13 protein-coding genes are annotated in these 16,570 nt (G+C 67.2%); 3 read left to right on the top strand and 10 right to left on the bottom strand.

The window, feature by feature from the left end:
- Positions 1–70: 70 nt before the first annotated feature.
- The 5 genes from F4Y72_10180 to F4Y72_10160 form a co-directional block, all read right to left on the bottom strand.
- Positions 71–1,513 carry an aldehyde dehydrogenase family protein gene (locus F4Y72_10180; GenBank protein ID MXZ28656.1) on the bottom strand — a complete coding sequence of 481 codons (1,443 nt, stop codon included), beginning with the start codon at positions 1,511–1,513 and terminating at the stop codon, positions 71–73.
- Positions 1,514–1,565: 52 nt separating this feature from the next.
- A complete protein-coding gene (locus tag F4Y72_10175) occupies positions 1,566–4,202 on the bottom strand; it encodes a TonB-dependent receptor (protein ID MXZ28655.1) in 2,637 nt (878 codons plus the stop codon).
- Between the two features lie 7 nt (positions 4,203–4,209).
- Positions 4,210–4,887, bottom strand: coding sequence for a ribose-5-phosphate isomerase RpiA (gene rpiA / locus F4Y72_10170; GenBank protein MXZ28654.1), 678 nt, complete (start codon positions 4,885–4,887; stop codon positions 4,210–4,212).
- A 106-nt stretch (positions 4,888–4,993) separates the two neighbouring features.
- Positions 4,994–5,572, bottom strand: coding sequence for a 5-formyltetrahydrofolate cyclo-ligase (locus tag F4Y72_10165; GenBank protein ID MXZ28653.1), 579 nt, complete (start codon positions 5,570–5,572; stop codon positions 4,994–4,996).
- On the bottom strand, positions 5,569–6,138 hold the full coding sequence (locus F4Y72_10160) for a cell division protein ZapA (protein MXZ28652.1): 570 nt from the start codon (positions 6,136–6,138) through the stop codon (positions 5,569–5,571). Before F4Y72_10160 ends, F4Y72_10165 begins: the two co-directional genes overlap by 4 nt.
- Positions 6,139–6,199: 61 nt before the next feature.
- On the opposite strand from F4Y72_10160, the gene pepP reads away from it, so the two are divergent.
- Genes pepP through F4Y72_10145 form a run of 3 tightly spaced genes read left to right on the top strand, consistent with a single transcriptional unit; the run spans position 6,200 to position 9,938 of the window.
- Positions 6,200–7,510, top strand: a complete 1,311-nt coding sequence (gene pepP / locus F4Y72_10155; GenBank protein ID MXZ28651.1) for a Xaa-Pro aminopeptidase — start codon at positions 6,200–6,202, stop codon at positions 7,508–7,510.
- Positions 7,510–8,718, top strand: a complete 1,209-nt coding sequence (locus F4Y72_10150) for a 2-octaprenyl-6-methoxyphenyl hydroxylase (protein MXZ28650.1) — start codon at positions 7,510–7,512, stop codon at positions 8,716–8,718. The genes pepP and F4Y72_10150 overlap by 1 nt, the downstream gene beginning before the upstream one ends.
- Entirely contained in the window at positions 8,715–9,938 is a 1,224-nt protein-coding gene (locus F4Y72_10145; protein ID MXZ28649.1) for a hypothetical protein, read from the top strand. The genes F4Y72_10150 and F4Y72_10145 overlap by 4 nt, the downstream gene beginning before the upstream one ends.
- A gap of 150 nt (positions 9,939–10,088) precedes the next feature.
- Here the strand turns inward: F4Y72_10145 and F4Y72_10140 are convergent, their stop codons facing one another.
- From F4Y72_10140 to trpS, 5 genes are all read right to left on the bottom strand, one after another.
- The gene (locus F4Y72_10140) at positions 10,089–12,890 is read right to left on the bottom strand and encodes a hypothetical protein (protein MXZ28648.1); all 2,802 of its coding nucleotides are present in this window, start codon (positions 12,888–12,890) and stop codon (positions 10,089–10,091) included.
- Positions 12,826–13,770: a carbohydrate kinase family protein gene (locus tag F4Y72_10135; protein ID MXZ28647.1), complete on the bottom strand. Its 945-nt coding sequence runs from the start codon at positions 13,768–13,770 to the stop codon at positions 12,826–12,828. The genes F4Y72_10140 and F4Y72_10135 overlap by 65 nt, the downstream gene beginning before the upstream one ends.
- A gap of 96 nt (positions 13,771–13,866) precedes the next feature.
- The gene (locus F4Y72_10130) at positions 13,867–14,664 is read right to left on the bottom strand and encodes an SDR family oxidoreductase (GenBank protein MXZ28646.1); all 798 of its coding nucleotides are present in this window, start codon (positions 14,662–14,664) and stop codon (positions 13,867–13,869) included.
- Positions 14,665–14,666: 2 nt separating this feature from the next.
- Positions 14,667–15,458: an SDR family oxidoreductase gene (locus F4Y72_10125; GenBank protein ID MXZ28645.1), complete on the bottom strand. Its 792-nt coding sequence runs from the start codon at positions 15,456–15,458 to the stop codon at positions 14,667–14,669.
- A 52-nt stretch (positions 15,459–15,510) separates the two neighbouring features.
- Entirely contained in the window at positions 15,511–16,533 is a 1,023-nt protein-coding gene (trpS, locus tag F4Y72_10120) for a tryptophan--tRNA ligase (GenBank protein ID MXZ28644.1), read from the bottom strand.
- Positions 16,534–16,570: the final 37 nt, after the last annotated feature.

Below are 16,570 nucleotides of genomic sequence, written 5' to 3'. Positions count from 1 at the left end.
CGGGGGGCATGATAACACTGGCGGGGGTTTGGGAGGTCGGGACGACCTCCCTCCCAGGCATTCTCCCAGGTTACGTGGCAGGTTCGGCGTAGGCGTCGATGTTGCGGGCTTCGGGAGACGAGTCGGAGAGGATGAGCTTGTGGCGGTAGAAGCGTTCGACGCCGGCGGGGCCCATGCGGGAGCGGCCCAGGCCCGAGAGGTTGAAGGGTTCCTGCTCGAATTCGTGGACCGAGCCGGACAGCGATGCTTCGTTGACGCTGATAACGCCGCCGTTCAGGCGCCGGCCCACTTCCACGCCTTCTTCCTCGCTGCCGGCGAAGACGTTGGCGCTGAGGCCGTAGCGCGAATCGTTGGCCAGTTCGACGGCCTCCTCGATGCTGTCGAAGGGCATGACGGGCAGCACGGGGCCGAAGGTCTCGTCGGTCATGATGCGCATCGTGTGGTTGACACCGCTCACGACGGTCGCCGGATACCAGGTGCCGCCGTTATCGACGTGCTTGCCTCCGCAATGCACGGTCGCGCCCTTTTCGACGGCGTCGTCGATGTGCGACTGGATGGTCGCGAGCTGCTTCTCGAAGATCAGCGGGCCGATGTGGCCCTTGTCGGGTGCTTCGGTATTGAGCGTTACGTTGGAGGCCAACTCCGCGAGGCGCTCGACCAGCGCGTCGTGCAGCGGGCGGGCCACGTAGATGCGCTCCACGGACTGGCAGGCCTGGCCCGTCGCCGCGACCGAACCACGCAACAGGACCTGGGCGGTGCGCTCCAGATCGGCCGACTCCAGGACGATGGCCGGGTCCTTGCCGCCCATTTCCAGGAACGCGGGGATGAAATTGCCGGCCGCGCGTTCGGCGACGATGCGCCCGGTGCGCACGCTGCCCGTGAAGCAGACGGCGTCGGTGTTGTCGATCACGGCCTCGCCGGTCGCCCCGGCGCCCATCGCGTAATCGACCACGTCCGCAAGTCCGGGGACCTGGGCGAAGCACTCGCGAACGGGGTCCGCGTGGCGGGGCGTGATCTCGCTGGGCTTGTAGAGGATCGCGCTGCCCGCGAGAAGCGCCGGGACCGAGTCGATCATTCCCAGCAGGAAGGGGAAGTTCCAGGGCGAGATGATGCCGACCAGGGGGTAGGGGACCAGTTGCGTGCGCGCCATGATGGTGGGCACCGCACTGTTACGCGCCGCTTCTTTCTTGATCAGATCGCGGGCGAAGCCGGCCATCCGGTCGGTCATGTGCCTGAGGTTGTCGATCTCGATGTGCGTGATCAGGACGCGTCCCGTGTCCGCGCAGAGCGCGTCGAAGATCGCCTGGCGGTTGTCCTGCACGGCGTCCGCGAACGCGTTCATTGCCTCGATGCGCTTCTCCAGTCCGAGGTCCAGCCAGGCGGGCTGGTTCATGCGCAGGCGGTCGGCGGTGGATGCGACCTCGTCGGGCGTGGCGGGCTTGAGCACGTAGTCGCGCTCGCCGGTGCGCGGGTTGCGGACGTGGATCGGGGCGAATGAGGCGGATGCGGACATGGGCCTGAGGTCTCCGGGTTTGAAGAGGCAGGCATTTTGCCATGATTGCGGTTTACTGGGTTCTGATTCGCACTCCCAGGAAGACGCGGCGGCCGCGGGGGTCGGCGGAGCGGGGGTCGTAATTACCGCCTATGGCCACGTAGGGCGGGTCTTCGTCGAGCAGGTTGGCGGCGCCGAGGGTGATGGTCGTCTCGTAGTCGGCGCCGAGGCCGCCACCGAAACCAGGAATACCGCCGAGCGACCAGCGGACGTTCGCGTCCAGCGTGGTGAAGCTGTTGATCGAGCCGCCGCCATCGTCTTCATAGCCGCCGACGTGGCGCACCAGGCCGTTGACTTCCCACGCCCCCCGGGCCCAGGACAGGCCGGCCGCGCCCCGGAATCTCTGGTTGGGCGCGCCCACGTTGGCCCGATTGAGCTTGCCCAGCGCGTCGATTTCGATGCCCGCGTTCGTCACGTCATAACTGAGAAGCCAGGTGGCCTCGGCCCACCCCGAAAACAGTCCGGCGCCCGTGTCCACGCTGCCGCGCGCCGAAAGATCGACGCCGGTGGTTTCGATCCGGTCGGCATTGATGAACGCCACGTTGACGATGGAAACGGTGCCGGCGGAAGTCCTTTCGATGCGCGCGTCGAACGGGTCGGCATTCACGATCGCCTGCGCGTTCTCCTTGCGCAGGACGTCCTCGAACTCGTAGCGCCAGAAATCGGCGCTCAGCGTCCAGGATGCGCTTCCCTGCCAGGTCACGCCCAGGTTGTATGCGCTTGACGTTTCCGGTTGCAGCGTGGGGTCGCCCAGCGTGCGGCGTCCGGCGAAGGTCCTCGATCCGTCGTAATCGACGATGTTGGAGAAGTTGGTTTGCGCGCCGCGGGTCTGAAACGGCGATGGCGCCCGGAACGAGGTGCTGTAAGAACCCCGCAGCGACAAGGTGTCGAGAGGTCGGTAGAGCAGCGTGACCTTCGGATCCAGCGTATTGCCCACGCCGGAGCCGTAGTCCTCGTAACGCAGCGCGCCGGTGACCTCCAGGACGTCGGTCAGCGGCAGCCAGACCTCGCCATAGACGGCATAGACCGAATCGTCCGCGTCGAAGTCGGGGTTGCCGATCAGAAACGCCCAGCCGTCATGGCGGGTAACGGTGTCGTAGCGAAAATCCAGCGACTGTTGGCGGTGCTGGGCGCCGACGGCATAGCCGCCTCCGAAAACGGGCAGGTCGCCGTTGATGTTGGCCTCAACGGTCGTCAGTCGCGAGTCGCCCAGGCCGATGTAGTTGCCGATGATGAACTCGTACAGTTCGCGCCCGTTGGCGAGCGGCGAGCCGGGCGCCGCCTCGAAGTTCGAGCTGAAGGGGTTGAAGAACAGGCAGCCGCCCTGTCCGGGCGTCCGGTCGGGTGCGTCCGCGCAGTTGCTGCCGCCGAAGCCGTTCAGCGCGGCCTGGAAGTTCGCGATGTGCACGTCGCGCGGGTTTTGCAGGGCGTCGTTGGCGCCGCAGACCACGGAGACGTTCCAGGACGCGGAATTCGTGAGTTCGCCCTCCATGCCGGCGGCGATCCTCAGGGTTTCGTGCTCGTAGTAGTTGACCTCCGGAGGATGCGCGTAACCGTACGGCCGTCCCTGGAAGAACACGTCCTCGCCGTAGGGATTGGCCGGGTGATAGGCCGGCACCACGGGCGTATTCAGCACCGGAAAGCTGGGCGACACCTCGCGGTTGATGTCGTTCTTCGCGTAGCCGAATTCGGCCCACAGCGCCGTTCTGCCGCCCCGGTTCCAGTCGCCCTGGCCCCAGAGCTGCAGGCGCCGTTCGTTGGGTATCGTCGTGATTTGCGGGGCGTAGTCGAAACGGCAGATTTCGCCGCCTCCGGAAAGCTGCTGCAACAGTCCCTCGTAGCGCTCGCAACCCGGATCGGCCACCGTTCGTGCCAGGGACGGCACGTTGAAGCTGGCCGGATTGCCGAAACCGCTGGTGGAGGGCTTAAGCCAATCGACTTCTGCCAGTATCAGGCTGGTGCGGTCCAGGTAGCTGGCGGCCACGAGGAACCCGCCGTCGCCCCCGCCGAAGTCGCCGCCATAGACCGCATCGACGGTCAGGTCTTCCTGGGAGCCGTCGTTGGTGCGCGCGCGGAACTCGGTTCGCAGCTCGAAGCCGTTGTAGCCGCTACGGGTGATGAAGTTCACGACGCCGGCCACCGCCTCGGAGCCGTAAATCGCGGCGGCGCCGTCCTTGAGGATCTCGACGCGTTCCACGGCGAGCATGGGCGTGAGCGCCGCCAGATCCACGAAACTGAACCCGTCGTCGGTCTGCGCCGAGGAAAGCACCTGCCTCCTGCCGTTGACGAGCACCAGGGTGGAGGCGACGCCCAGCCCGCGCAGATTGACGTTGGCCGTGCCTACCGTGTAGTTCTGATCCAGATTGTCGGAGTTGTTCTCGGCGCCCGCGTTGATCGAGAGCACCCCCACCATGTCGCGAATGTCCTTCAGCCCCGCGTCGGTCAGGTCCGCCCCTTCATGGATCGTCAGCGGCGACGGCGAATCGCTCTGCCGGCTGATCCGGCTGCCGGTCCTGGCCATGACGACAATCTCGTCGATCGTGTCGGACTGGTCGGTTGGATCGTTTTGTTCGGTTTGCGCCGTGGCGTGCGGGGCGGCCAGCGCCAGCGCGAGCGCGAACCCTGTCGGCTTTAGATACCCCCGCAACATAGCCGGATTATAGGGAGTAGGCGCCTTCTGCTGTGCCGACGATCACGACTTCGGGGCGGTGGCGGGCGAACAGGCCCACGGTCACAACGCCGGGAATCTGGTTGATTTCGGTTTCCATTTCCACCGGATCGAGGATTTTCAGGTTGTGCACGTCCAGGATCTCGTTGCCGTAATCGGTGACCACGCCTTCGCGGTACTGCGGCTGGCCGCGCATTTCAACGAGCTTGCGGGCCACGGCCGAGCGCGCCATCGGGATGACCTCCACGGGAAGCGGGAACTTGCCGAGCAGCTTGACCCGCTTGGTTTCGTCCACGATGCAGACGAAACGGCGCGAGGACGCCACGAGTATTTTTTCGCCGGTCAGCGCTGCGCCGCCGCCCTTGATCAGGCGGCGGTGGTCGTCGGTCTCGTCGGCGCCGTCCACGTAGAGGTCCAGCGTGCCGCATTGACTCAGGGGCGACACCTCGAATCCGAGATCGTTCAGCAGATCGGTGGTTGCCTGCGAGCTGGAAGCGACGGTCGTGATCCGGTCGCGGACGTCCGGGAGTAGGGCGATGAACTCGTTGGTGGTGCTGCCCGTGCCTACGCCCAGGCGGCAGTCGTGACGGATGTGCTCAATCGCGGCCCGCGCGGCGTGGCGCTTGGCCGCTAGCGCTGCCTCTTTGTCCGTCTTTTTCGATCGCAATCGGCTTTACCGTGGCGGGGGCGAGAAACGGCCTCGCGGGCTCCCGGGTGTCGCCATTATATGGAGCGGGCGGCGTACCCTGGGAACGAGGGCGTCCCGCCCTCAATCACCGCCGAAACTCATGGATCTGCCGCTCGGTGATCACCGCATCCACCGGCACGTCGGTCGGCTTCACGTCAAGCTGCCCCACCTGCTGGAAGTCGTAGCCGAGACCCACCAGCAAAGGCCGCCGCCAGTTCTTCGCGGTATTGCGAAACGCGAACGCGCGATCGTAGTAGCCGCCCCCCTGGCCCAGCCGGTTGCCACCGGAGTCGAAAGCCACCAGTGGCAGGAGGACCACGTTCGGCCGCCTTGCGCTAACCCAGCGCGCCGGGCGCCATTCCGGTTCGAGTATTCCCCAACGGTTCGGCGTCAGCGCCTCGCCGGGACGGAATGGGGCGAACCGCATGTGCCGTCCGACTACCACGGGCAGCAGTATGGTCACACCACGCCCCAGCGCCCAGTCGATGATCGGCTCGCAGGACATTTCGCCGCGGTGGGCCATGTAGGCGGCGATGCAGCGTGCGTGTTGCAGCGCGGGCAGGGTGCGCGCCAGTTGTGCGCAACTCTCGGCGGCTTGGTCGCGCCTGGCGGCGCTCAGTTTCGCGCGCGTCTTGCGCAGTGAGGAGCGCAGGTCGTCGATCAGCCTGCGGCTTGGGCCTTGGCGCCGTCGGCGGCAGCGGCTTTTTCGAGGCGCCGTTCGACGCGCCGGCGGACGCTGCGTACGCTGTCGATGGTTTCGGTGGCGCTGCTGTCCTTGTCACGCTGCGATTGCAGCAGGTTGGTGGCGAGCCTCAGAGCCGCCAGCATGAAGACGTTGGTCGTGTCGAGCAGGGGGTCCGCGTGCTGCACGTTCTCGATCTGCTCGTCGAGCAGGGAAGCCGCGCTCTTCAGCACCTCGCGGTCCCCAGGTTCACAGGCGATTGTGTGATCCTCGCCCAGGATTCGAAGCCTGACGGTCTCGAACTTTTCGGTCACACGCTGCGTTCCATGCTGCGCAGCCGCTGAACCATCTCGGCGACCCGCTGACGCGCTTCCTCCCGTGTATTGAACAGCCTGGAGCGCTCGCCCTGTAGCTTTTCGCACTGGGTCAGCAGCGCGGCATTCTCGCGGCGCAACTGATCGTTCAGGTCGAGCAGTTCGTCGACCCGCTCCGACAGCAATTCGATCTCGTTCTGCAGGTTTTGTTCCTGTGCCATAACCCGCGAATATAGCACGAAGCGCCTCTTTCGAGTGGACGCGCGGGGAACGGGCGACCGGCTAAAATCGGCAAATGCTCCAGGCCGAAGACTTCGCCCGCCGGCGCCGCGCCCTTCTCGGCGCGCTCGGTCCGGGCTGCGCGGCCATCGTTCCCGCGAGCCCGGTGAGGGTTCGCAGCCGCGACGTCGATTACCCGTATCGCCCGGACACCAACCTGCTGTACCTGACCGGATTTCGCGAGCCCGAGGCGGTGGCCGTGCTCGTGCCCGGCCGCGCCGACGGCGAGTTCGTGCTGTTCTGCCGCGACCGCGATCCCCAGCGCGAACTCTGGGACGGCAAGCGCGCCGGACCCGACGGGGCGAAGGAGCAATTCGGCGCGGATTCCGCCTATCCCATCGGCGCGCTGGACGAGGTCATGCCCAAGTTGCTCAAGGGCTGCGACACGGTCCACTACGACCTCGGCAGCAACCCGGATTTCGAGGCGCGGCTGGGCGGTTGGCTGAAGAAAATGCGTGACGGGTCCAGGGAGCGCAACAAGGCGCCGGTGCAGGTTGCCGCGCTGGACTTCTACTTGCACGAAATGCGCCTGTGCAAGCACGAAACGGAGCTGGAGTGCATGCGCAGTTCCGCGGCGGTGGCGGTCGATGCCCACAAGCGGGGGATGCGGCGCACCCGCCCGGACATGTACGAATACGAGGTGGAAGCGGAGATCGTCTATCGCTTCAACCGGAGCGGCGCGACCGAGTCGTATCCCTCGATCGTCGCCTCCGGCGTCAATGCCTGCATCCTGCACTACAACGAGAACACGAGCCGGATGCGCGACGGCGACCTGCTGCTGGTCGATGCGGGCTGCGAACTCGAAGGCTACGCGTCCGACATTACCCGGACCTGGCCGGTCGGTGGCGCGTACTCGCCCGAGCAACGCGCCGTCTACGAAATCGTGCTGGAAGCGCAGCGCGCAGCGATCGCGACGATGGAACCCGGCGCGGCCATCCTCGACCCGCACCATGCCGCCGTCGACGTGATCACGCGCGGGCTCAAGCGGATCGGACTGCTCAAGGGCAAGGTGTCCGAGCTGGTTCGCGACGGCGCCTACCGCGAGTTCTTCATGCACCGCACCTCGCACTGGCTGGGAATGGACGTGCACGACGTGGGCGACTATGAGACCGACGGCGAACCGCGCAAGCTCGAACTCGGCATGTGCTGCACGGTCGAACCGGGCATCTATATCGCCGCGGAGAACAACGACGTTCCCAAGGATTTCCGCGGAATCGGGATTCGGATCGAGGACGACGTGGCGGTGACCGCGTCCGGACACGAGGTGCTGACGGCCGCGCTGCCCAAGGACCCGGACGAAATCGAAGCGCTGGTCGGCTCCGGCTGATGTACGCGGTCCTGGTGGCCGGCGGCGGGCTGACTGGCGCCAGTCTCGCGGTGGCGCTGGCGGACCTGGGGCTGAAGGTGGCCGTGGTCGAGGCCGTTCCGCCGGAGGACCCGCGCCAGCCCAGCCTCGACGACCGCACCAGCGCGATTGCGCGCACCGGCGTTCGGATCCTCGAGAACCTGGGCGTCTGGCCGCGGCTTGCCGAGACGCCCAGCCCGATCCGGGCCGTGGAGATTTCCGAGCGCGGCTGCTTCGGAGGCGCGCGGATCGACGCCGCATCGCAGGGGCTGGACAGCCTGGGCAGCGTGGTTCGCAACCGCGTGCTGGGACAGGCGCTTTGGGAAAAGCTGCGCGAGTCGGATTGTGTCGACATCTATTGCCCGGGCAAGGTGCATTCGGTGAAGACGGAGTCGGACAAAGTGCGCGTCAGCGTCAAAGCCGGCGCCGGGAAGCAGAAGACGCTCACGACTCGTTTGCTGGCGGTGGCGGAAGGCGCGCGCTCGCCGTTGCGCGAGAAGTTCGGCATCCAAGCCGAGCACAAGGAATACCCGCAGGTTGCGCTGACGGGCCTGGCCGAGGTCCGCAAGGCGGTCCGGCCGGACACGGCCTGGGAGCGCTTTACCGCCGAGGGCCCGCTGGCCGTGTTGCCCGCGGGCGGGCGCCGCTACGGGTTCGTGATCGTGTCAAACCGGGGCGCGGAGAAACTCGGGGAACTGAACGACGCGGACCTGCTTGCCCGTTTGCAGGAACTGGTGGGTTACCGCGCCGGGGAGTTCGTCGCGGTCGGGCCACGCGCCGTTTATCCGCTGGCGCTGGATCGGGCGGAGCGGGTCACCGCGCCCCGTTCGGTGCTGGTGGGCGCGGCGGCCAACAGCGTCCATCCGCTGGTGGCCCAGGGATTCAACCTGGCGCTGCGCGACGTCGCGGCGCTGTCGGAAACGCTGACCGCGGCTGGCCGGCCTCCGGCCGATCCCGGCGATCCGGCCCTGCTGGCGCGCTATGCCTCGTGGCGGCGGTCGGACCAGGCCAACGTGGTGCGCTTTACCGACAGCCTCGCGCGGCTGAGCCGGAGCGCCTGGCTGCGCCCCTTGCGCGGTCTGGGGTTGCAGGCGTTTGACGTCCTGCCGCAGGCCAGGCCGATGCTGGCGCGTTTCGCGCTGGGGCAGGGCGGGCGCATGTCGCGCCTGGCGCGCGGATTGCCTTTATGAGTGCGCGCTATCAGGCCGCGGTCGCCGGAGGCGGCACCGTGGGCCTGGCGTGCGCGCTATTGCTCAACCGCCGTTGCGGCTGGGACGTCGCGCTCGTGGAGCGGTCCGCTCCACGGAAAAGTGAAGGCAAGGAACCGCAACGCGCACTGACGCTATCCCCCGGCGCCGTGGAAACGCTGAACGAATGCGGGCTGCAACCTGGGCGTCCCCCTGGGGGGGAGGGCGTCCCGCCCTCCACGAGGACGAAACGTCCCCGCTCCCAGGATTTCCAGGCGCATGCGTTTTCGCGGATGGTTGTGTGGCGGGGAGAAGGCGGGCCCGCATCCGGGAACTCAATCACGTTCGACGCGGCCGAGCTGGGCGTCAAGTCGCTGGGCTGCGTGGCTCACGAGGCGCCGCTGCGGCGCGTGCTCTGGGACCTGGCGCAGGAGTGCAAGGGGATTCGCGTCTACTCCGGCGCGGCGCTGGCGTCCGTGCGGATCGAGGAGGATTGCGGCTACCTCGATCTCGATAACGGCGACGAGATCGGCGCCGAACTCCTGATCGGCGCCGACGGCGCACAATCGAAGCTGCGTTCGGCGCTGGGAGTCGAATTCCGTTCGACCGGGTACGGCCAGACCGGCCTGGTATTCGAAGCGGATTGCAGCGAAGCAGATGGAGACACGGCCTGGCAGCGGTTCGAAGACGACGGCGTCCTGGCCTTGCTGCCGTTGAGCGAGAGCCGGATGAGCATCGTCTGGAGCCTGCCCGACGAGCGCGCCGAACGAATCAAGGACCTCGGCGACCAGGGCCTCCAGACCGCGCTGAACGAGACTGGCGCGGGCGTGGCCGGCAATCTCACCCCCGCAACCCCGATCGCCTCGTTTCCATTACGCCGCGGCCGGGCGGAACAAACCTGCGGGGAACGCTACGCACTGGTTGGGGAAGCGGCGCGCACCATACATCCCCTCGCCGGCCAGGGGCTCAACCTTGGACTGGGCGACGCCGAGGCGCTGGCGCGCGTCTGCGCCGGCCAAGGCGACGCGCTGATCGGCGACGCCCGCGTTCTGGCCCGTTTCGCCCGCGAGCGGGCCCGTTACGGCGAAGAAATGTCATGGGGCATCCACGCGATCAACGCGGCCTTCGAGGGTGCGCTGGCGCCGCTTGCAGCCCTGGGGATGGGCGCCGTGGATCGGGCGCCGCCGCTGAAACGTGCACTGGCCGCCCGCGCCATGCGCTAAGCAAGTGCCTTCCTTCGGGAGATTCGCCGACCGTAGCTCCTTTGTGTGCTTCCCTCTTTCAGGAGCGTTGGAGCAGGAGAGCGAGAATCGAGCCAGGATGGCGCCTCCGGAAAGAGGGAAGCACACAAAGGAGCGGGATCGAAGCGCCTCCTACTCGCCCAGATTCAAGCGCTCCCACTCGCCGTCGCTCAGCCGCAAGCGCGAACTTGGCCAGTAGCCGGGGTCGAGTTTCACCGTCGCAACCTTGGTCGCGCCGGTGGGCGTGATGCCCTCGACGCGAATGATGGGCTTATCACCCGCGTTCTGAAGCGCGCCGGCGAACTCGCCCAGGCTTGCTACGGGCTGCCCGTCCAGCGCGATGACCTGCAGGTAGCGGATCGGCAGCAGGTAGCGGTGGGCCGGCGATCCGAAGGTGTAGTGCTGGATCGTGACGCCTTGCGGCCTGATCGCAAGCTGGGCGGCCATTCCGCGCTGCGGGTCCTGAATCAGCGCGCCGGCCCAGAACAGCACCTCCTGCAGGCCCTCCCAGCCCAGTTCCACCGTATCGAAATCCAGTTTCAGCTCTTCGCCATTGCGCCAGACCAGCAACTCGGCCCGCTCCGCGCCCGCGATCGCCTGTTCGACTTCCCGCGGCCGCGTGGCCATCCGGCCGTTGATCGTCAGCAGCAGGTCTCCAGGCCGCACCTGGTCGGCGGCGGGCGTGCCGGCCACGGCCCGTTCCGCCATCAGCACCTGGCGGCGTTCCCTATCGTGCTCTTCCACCTTCAGCCGCCAGCCCTCCGGCAGACCGCGCCGCAGGGCCACCGACAGCGGCGCGCGTTGCCACTCGACCTCCAGCGAACGCCAGGACGCCTCCTGCCGCAGGTGATCGAGCATCACCCGGACGTGTTCGATCGGAAGGCCGGCGACCATTTCGTTGGGACGGTTTCTCGATCCCGACGCGAAACTGCTCCACAGCGCCGTGACCCGTGCGCGCGAATCCAGCAGCACGCCGGAAATCTGCACGTCGGCATTCTCCACTTCCAAAATTTCGAGGTTGGCCTCGCGAAAGCCGCCGAAGTTCGACGGCATCACGTTGATCGGCTTCAGATCGCCGGCTTCGTAGGACCGGATCACCGGCTCCAGGTCGGGGCGGAAGCCCGCCAGGAAGATCTCCTCGCCGGCCCGCGGCGCCCGCGGAGCGAAGACCGCGGCCCGCAGGGGCGTGTCGCCCAGCAGCGCCGGGTCGTACTGCAGCACGGCCAGGTTGTGCACCGGGTGGATGGCGGCGACCCGGGCCGTGACCTCCAGCGTTCCGTTGAAGGTCAGCACCGCGTCGCCCATCGTCTCGGGCACGGTATTGCGGTCCACGACCACCCATCCCCTTTCGGTATCGACGATCAGCCCGGCGCCGTAGTAGTGCTGCCCGTTGACCGCGGACACCACGTACGGCATGTCGAATCGCACGTGCACCAGCGAGGGCGCGATCCGGCGCAGCCGCGAATCGTCGAACTCGCGTGGCTGGGTCATTCGGGGTTCGGGCGCCCCGGCCGCCGCCGCGGGCGCAAGCGGCCGGCACGACCAGTCCTGGCTGGACTCGCCCTGCCGGCAGCGTTCGGCCGCGAACCAGCCCCGGCCGGTGCGGGCGCTGCGCACCTGGTTGGCCCGCGGGTTGCGCGGCGTGCTGTAGCGGAACTGCGCCACGTCTTCATGCCCCAGCACTTGCAGCGCCTGTTCGACGTCGTCCAGCGTCTCCACCGGCCGTCCGTTGATTTCGCGCAGGATCGATCCGTTCTCGATCGCGGCCAGGCCCAGCATGTAGCCGGGCTGCGCCACGTAGATCGTGTTCAGCGGCACGTTGAAATGGCGCGCCTGCTGATACGAGGTCGGGTGCAGATAGGCCCCGGCGAAAGCGATGTATTCGCTCGGCGTGACCGCGTGCAGGTCGCTCACTTCGATGACCGCTTCGATGACGCGGCCCCGGCGCTCGATCAGCAACGTCACCGGTTGGCCGACGCTACCGTCGAGCACGGTTTCCAGGCGCAGGAAGTCGGGAAACTCCTGGTCCTCGATCCGCAGCAGGATGTCGCCCGGAATCAACGCGGATGAAGCCGCGGACCCCTGCAGCGTCGAACGCACGACCAGCAGGCCGGCGCTGTCCGGAAAGGCCGCCCGGGCGTCGGCCTCGGCTTCCTCTCCCAGTCCCAGCCGGCGCAGTTCGTCGTACGGCAGTTGCTCGAAGGTGGTCAGCAGGCCGCCGCGCGGCACCGGCTGGCCTTCCTGGATCAGCGCCAGCGCCCGGCGAACCCGTTCCAGCGGCAGGAAATAGCTGGTTTGCGCGCGCACCTGGCCACCCGCGTTCAGGGCCACCGCGCGGCCCTCGATATCGATGACCGGGCTGCCCGAGGAGCCGCCCGAGGTGCCGGAAGCGGCCTGGATATAAAAGGTATTGAAGTCGTTGTAGCGGCCGAAACCGTAGTTCGGGGCGGTGCGGTCCAGCCGCGCGATGGTTCCGGCGAGAATCGAAAACCGTTCGCCCGCGTCATTGCCCACGACGCGGATTTCGCGCCCGAGCTGCGCCGCTTCCGGGGCCAGTTCCAGGCCCTCGGGGCGGATGTGGCGAAGCCCGGCCGGGTCGTAGCGGAGAAAGCCGAAATCGTGCACGGGATCGGCGTACAGGCGCTCGAGTTCGATCTCTTCCTGGTTGGCGAACAGCGCCTCGCCCTTCACCGGGCCGGTCGATACGATGTGCCGGTTGGTGAGGATGATCCCGCGCTCGGCGTCCACGACGAAGCCGGTTCCGTCGAGCAGCGTGTTGGACTCGGTGTCGAAGGGCCGGGTCTTGTTGACCTTCAGGGAAACGACCGAGGGGCGGATCTCCTCCAGGGTCTGCCGCCAGGCGGCCTCGTTATCCTGCGCCTGCGCGCCCAGGCAGAGCAGCGTCAGTCCCGCTGCCGCCGAGATCAATCTCATAGCCGTAGTTCTCCTTGAATTCACTCTCAATCCGCTCTCGATCGAATCGATGGTTCTGCGTTCCGGCGCTGCCCGCCTTGATCGCGCCCAGCAGCGCCGCCAGCCTACCCGAGTCTTTCCAGTCCCATCTTCTCACGATACCGTAAGCCAGGCCGGCCCGGAAGGCGTCGCCGCAACCGGTCGGGTCCACGACTTCTTCGGTGCGGGCCGCCGGAATGGTTTCGCAACGATCCCCGTGGAAGATCTTCGCGCCCTGCGCGCCTTCGGTCACGATCAGCGCATCCGCCTCGGCGCAGATCCGCTCCCGGTTCCAGCCCGAGGCGCGCTTCAGCATTTCCGCTTCGTAACTGTTGACCGCCACGCAGGCCGCCATGCGGATGAAGTCGCGCAGTTCCTCGCCGCTGAAGTTCGGCAGCCCCTGGCCCGGATCGAACAGGAAAGGCAAGCCGGCCTCGTGCATCTGCCGGGCGTGGTCGAGCATGGCCTGGCGGCCGTCCGGTGAAACAAGCCCCAGTTGCGCTCCCGATTCCGGCGGCAGCTCGCGGCAGTGCGCGTGGTTCATCGCGCCCGGGTGGAAGGCGGTGATCTGGTTGTCGTCCAGGTCGGTGATGATGTAGGCCTGCGCGGTGAGCTGGTCGGGCAGTTCGCTGATCAGCGCCGTGTCCATTCCGAGTTGCTCGATGCGCTTGCGGTAGGGCGCGAAGTCGCTGCCCGCGGCGGCCAGCATGAGCGGCCGGTCGCCCAGCAGCGCCAGGTTGTAGGCGATGTTGCCGGCGCAGCCGCCGAATTCGCGCCGGAACTCGGGAACCTCGAAGGCCACGTTGAGGATGTGTACCTTGTCGGGAAGGATCTGTTCGCCAAAGCGGCCGCGAAACAGCATGATGTTGTCGTACGCGAGCGAGCCGCAGACTACGGTGGTGCGGGCTCCGGTCACAGTACCGCCCGCCTCGTCAGTTGAAAGGCCGATTCGCCGGCGTCAGGATGCGCTCAACGATGCGAATTCCGCGGCAAAGTCCGCTTGCGGCTCCCCGTCCTCGGCGTGAATCTCGAACACCTTGTTGAGCGCCGCTTCGTCCGCCAGCGCCGCCACGCAGATCCGTGCCACGTCGGCGCGCGTGATCCAGATGCCCTCCGACTGGGTATCGCCCTGCTCGAAGATGACGGTCTGCATGCCGCCGGGATCGTCGCTCAAGCCCCCCGGCCGAACGATCGTGTAGGGAATCCCGCTGGCCGCGACGGCTTCCTCGCCCCTGCGCTTCCAGATCAGGATGTTGTTGAACATCCGGTTCAGGTAGTGATCGTCGTCGGTTACGCCCCGCGACGAAACCAGCACGTACTGGCCGACTCCCGCCGCCAGCGCCGCTTCGGCAAGGTTGCGGGCGCCCTCGAAATCGACGTGCTCCGCGGAGTTCTCGGGCCCTCCGCTGGCGCTGGCGCTGGCCGTGTTGATCACCGCCCCGACGCCGTCCAGCGCGGCGGCGATGCTGGCCGGGTCCTTGAGATCGCCCACCACCGCTTCCACGTCCGCGCCCAGGCGTTCGACGGCCTTGGCCGTGCTGCGCACGAAGGCGCGCACCGGGTAGCCCTGCTCGATGAGTTCGGCGACGACCAGCGAGCCGGTCCCGCCGGTGGCGCCGGCCACCAGCACCAGGGGCTTGGATGGCTCCAGGTCCTGGGCCGCGGGCTCCTCGGCAGGCGCGTCGCCGCTCTGTCCGCAGGCGGCCGCGACGAGGGAGGCCGCCGCCAGAAAACCGATCAGTTTGAAGGGACGCATGGTCAGGATCCTCCAAGTGCGCCGAATTCGCCGGAAAAGCCTGTCTGCGGTTCGCCGTCGCGCGCGTAGATTTCAAACACCTTGTTGCGCGCTCCATCGTCCTTGACCGCGGCGACGGTGACTCGCGCCACGTCGGCGCGGCTGATGGCCTTTTCCAGGCCCGGAAGGTCACCCTGTTCGAAGATGACCGTTTGCTCGTTGCCGGGTCCGTCGTTCAGGCCGCCCGGTCGAATGATGGTGTAGGGGATGCCGCTGGCCGCGACCGCTTCCTCGCCCTTGCGCTTCCAGATCAGGATGTTGTTGAACAGGCGGTTCAACTGGTGGTCGTCCTGCGTCGCGCCCATCGAGGAGATCAGGACATAGTGGCCGACGCCGGCCGCCGCCGCAGCGTCGGCAAGATTGCGGGCGCCTTCGAAATCGACGTGCTCCGGCATGTTGTCGTCCGGCGCCGGGACTCCGGAACCCGCCGCGTTGACGACCACGTTCACGCCATCCAGCGTGGCCGCGATGCTGGCCGGGTCCCTCAAGTCGCCGACAACGGCCTCGATATCGGGTCCCAGACGATCGGCGGCCTTTTGCGCGTTGCGCACGAAGGCGCGCACCGGGTAGCCCTTCGCCTTGAGTTGCTGCACGACCAGCACCCCCGTCTTGCCCGTGGCTCCCGCCACCAGGACCAGGGGTTTCATGTCTCCCTCCGCGGCCGCTTCTTCGGCTTGAACCGGCGCCACCTGTCCGGACACGGCGATCAGCAGGGAGGCCGCAACGGCGGCAGGCAGCGATATGAACGTACGCATGGATGTTTCCCCGAGTTATTCAGGCCGCGTATGTTAACCAATATTCGCGCCCTCAGGCTTTAAGCGCGCGCAGTCCGACCGCGTGGCGGATGTCCCTCATCAGCGGTTCGCTGATCTCGCGGGCCCGTTCGGCGCCGTGCTTCAGTTCGGCCTCGACGTCGCCCGGATTGGCGATCAGGCGGTCATATACCTCCCGTCCCGGCGCCAGCAGCGCGTCGAGGTATTCGAACAGTTCGTTCTTCATCTCCGCCCAGCCGATGCCCGCCGCGTAGCGCTCGCGCATCGCGGCCGTTTCTTCCGGACTCGCCACCGAGCGGTACAGGTCGAACAACAGGCTCTCGTCCGGGTCCTTGGGCTCGCCGGGCGCCTGCGAGTTGGTCCTCACCCGCATGATGTATTTACGCAATTGTTTCGCGGGACAGAACAGCGGCACCACGTTGCCGTAGCTCTTCGACATCTTGCGCCCGTCCGGCCCCAGCAGCACCGCGCGGTGCTCGTCGATGTCCGCTTCCGGCACGGTCAGCAGTTCGCCGTAGTGATGGTTGAAGCGCTGGGCGATGTCGCGGGCCATTTCCACGTGCTGGCGCTGGTCCTTGCCCACCGGCACGCGGTCGGCCTTGAACATCAGGATGTCGGCGGCCATCAGGATGGGGTAGCAGAACAGGCCCATCGTGACCCCGCGGTCCAGGTCGGCCACGCCGGCCTCGCGGTTGGCGTCGTTCGCCGCCTTGTAGGCGTGCGAGCGGTTCATCAGTCCCTTGGCCGTGAGCGTCGTGAGGACCCAGGTCAGTTCCGGGATTTCGGGGATGTCGGACTGCCGGTAGAACACGGCGTTTTCGGTGTCCAGGCCCGCCGCCAGCCAGGCGGCGGCCACTTCCAGGCTGGACTGCGCCACTTCGTCGGCGTCGCGGTTCTTGACCAGCGCATGGAAGTCGGCCAGGAAGAAGAAGCTGCAGCCGGCGGGCGCGCTGCGGCTCGCCTCCACCGCCGGGCGGATGGCGCCCACGTAGTTGCCGAGATGCGGCGTGCCGGTCGTGGTAATCCCGGTGAGCGTAACGAGGTTCTTGCCGTTCATAGCGCGCACATGCTAGCAGCAGCCGGGCCTTCCGCCA

Source organism: Gammaproteobacteria bacterium (assembly GCA_009838035.1).
Lineage (GTDB): Bacteria > Pseudomonadota > Gammaproteobacteria > Steroidobacterales > Foliamicaceae > Foliamicus.
This window is presented reverse-complemented; position numbering and strand designations above follow the sequence as displayed.

What these genes read in the sequence shown, in the direction of transcription:
- F4Y72_10180 (MXZ28656.1), bottom strand. Translation starts at nt 1,513, where the DNA reads ATGTCCGCATCCGCCTCATTCGCCCCGATCCACGTCCGCAACCCGCGC.
- F4Y72_10175 (MXZ28655.1), bottom strand. Translation starts at nt 4,202, where the DNA reads ATGTTGCGGGGGTATCTAAAGCCGACAGGGTTCGCGCTCGCGCTGGCG.
- pepP (MXZ28651.1), top strand. Translation starts at nt 6,200, where the DNA reads ATGCTCCAGGCCGAAGACTTCGCCCGCCGGCGCCGCGCCCTTCTCGGC.
- F4Y72_10150 (MXZ28650.1), top strand. Translation starts at nt 7,510, where the DNA reads ATGTACGCGGTCCTGGTGGCCGGCGGCGGGCTGACTGGCGCCAGTCTC.
- F4Y72_10145 (MXZ28649.1), top strand. Translation starts at nt 8,715, where the DNA reads ATGAGTGCGCGCTATCAGGCCGCGGTCGCCGGAGGCGGCACCGTGGGC.
- F4Y72_10140 (MXZ28648.1), bottom strand. Translation starts at nt 12,890, where the DNA reads ATGAGATTGATCTCGGCGGCAGCGGGACTGACGCTGCTCTGCCTGGGC.
- F4Y72_10135 (MXZ28647.1), bottom strand. Translation starts at nt 13,770, where the DNA reads ATGCTGTTTCGCGGCCGCTTTGGCGAACAGATCCTTCCCGACAAGGTA.
- F4Y72_10130 (MXZ28646.1), bottom strand. Translation starts at nt 14,664, where the DNA reads ATGCGTCCCTTCAAACTGATCGGTTTTCTGGCGGCGGCCTCCCTCGTC.
- F4Y72_10125 (MXZ28645.1), bottom strand. Translation starts at nt 15,458, where the DNA reads ATGCGTACGTTCATATCGCTGCCTGCCGCCGTTGCGGCCTCCCTGCTG.
- trpS (MXZ28644.1), bottom strand. Translation starts at nt 16,533, where the DNA reads ATGAACGGCAAGAACCTCGTTACGCTCACCGGGATTACCACGACCGGC.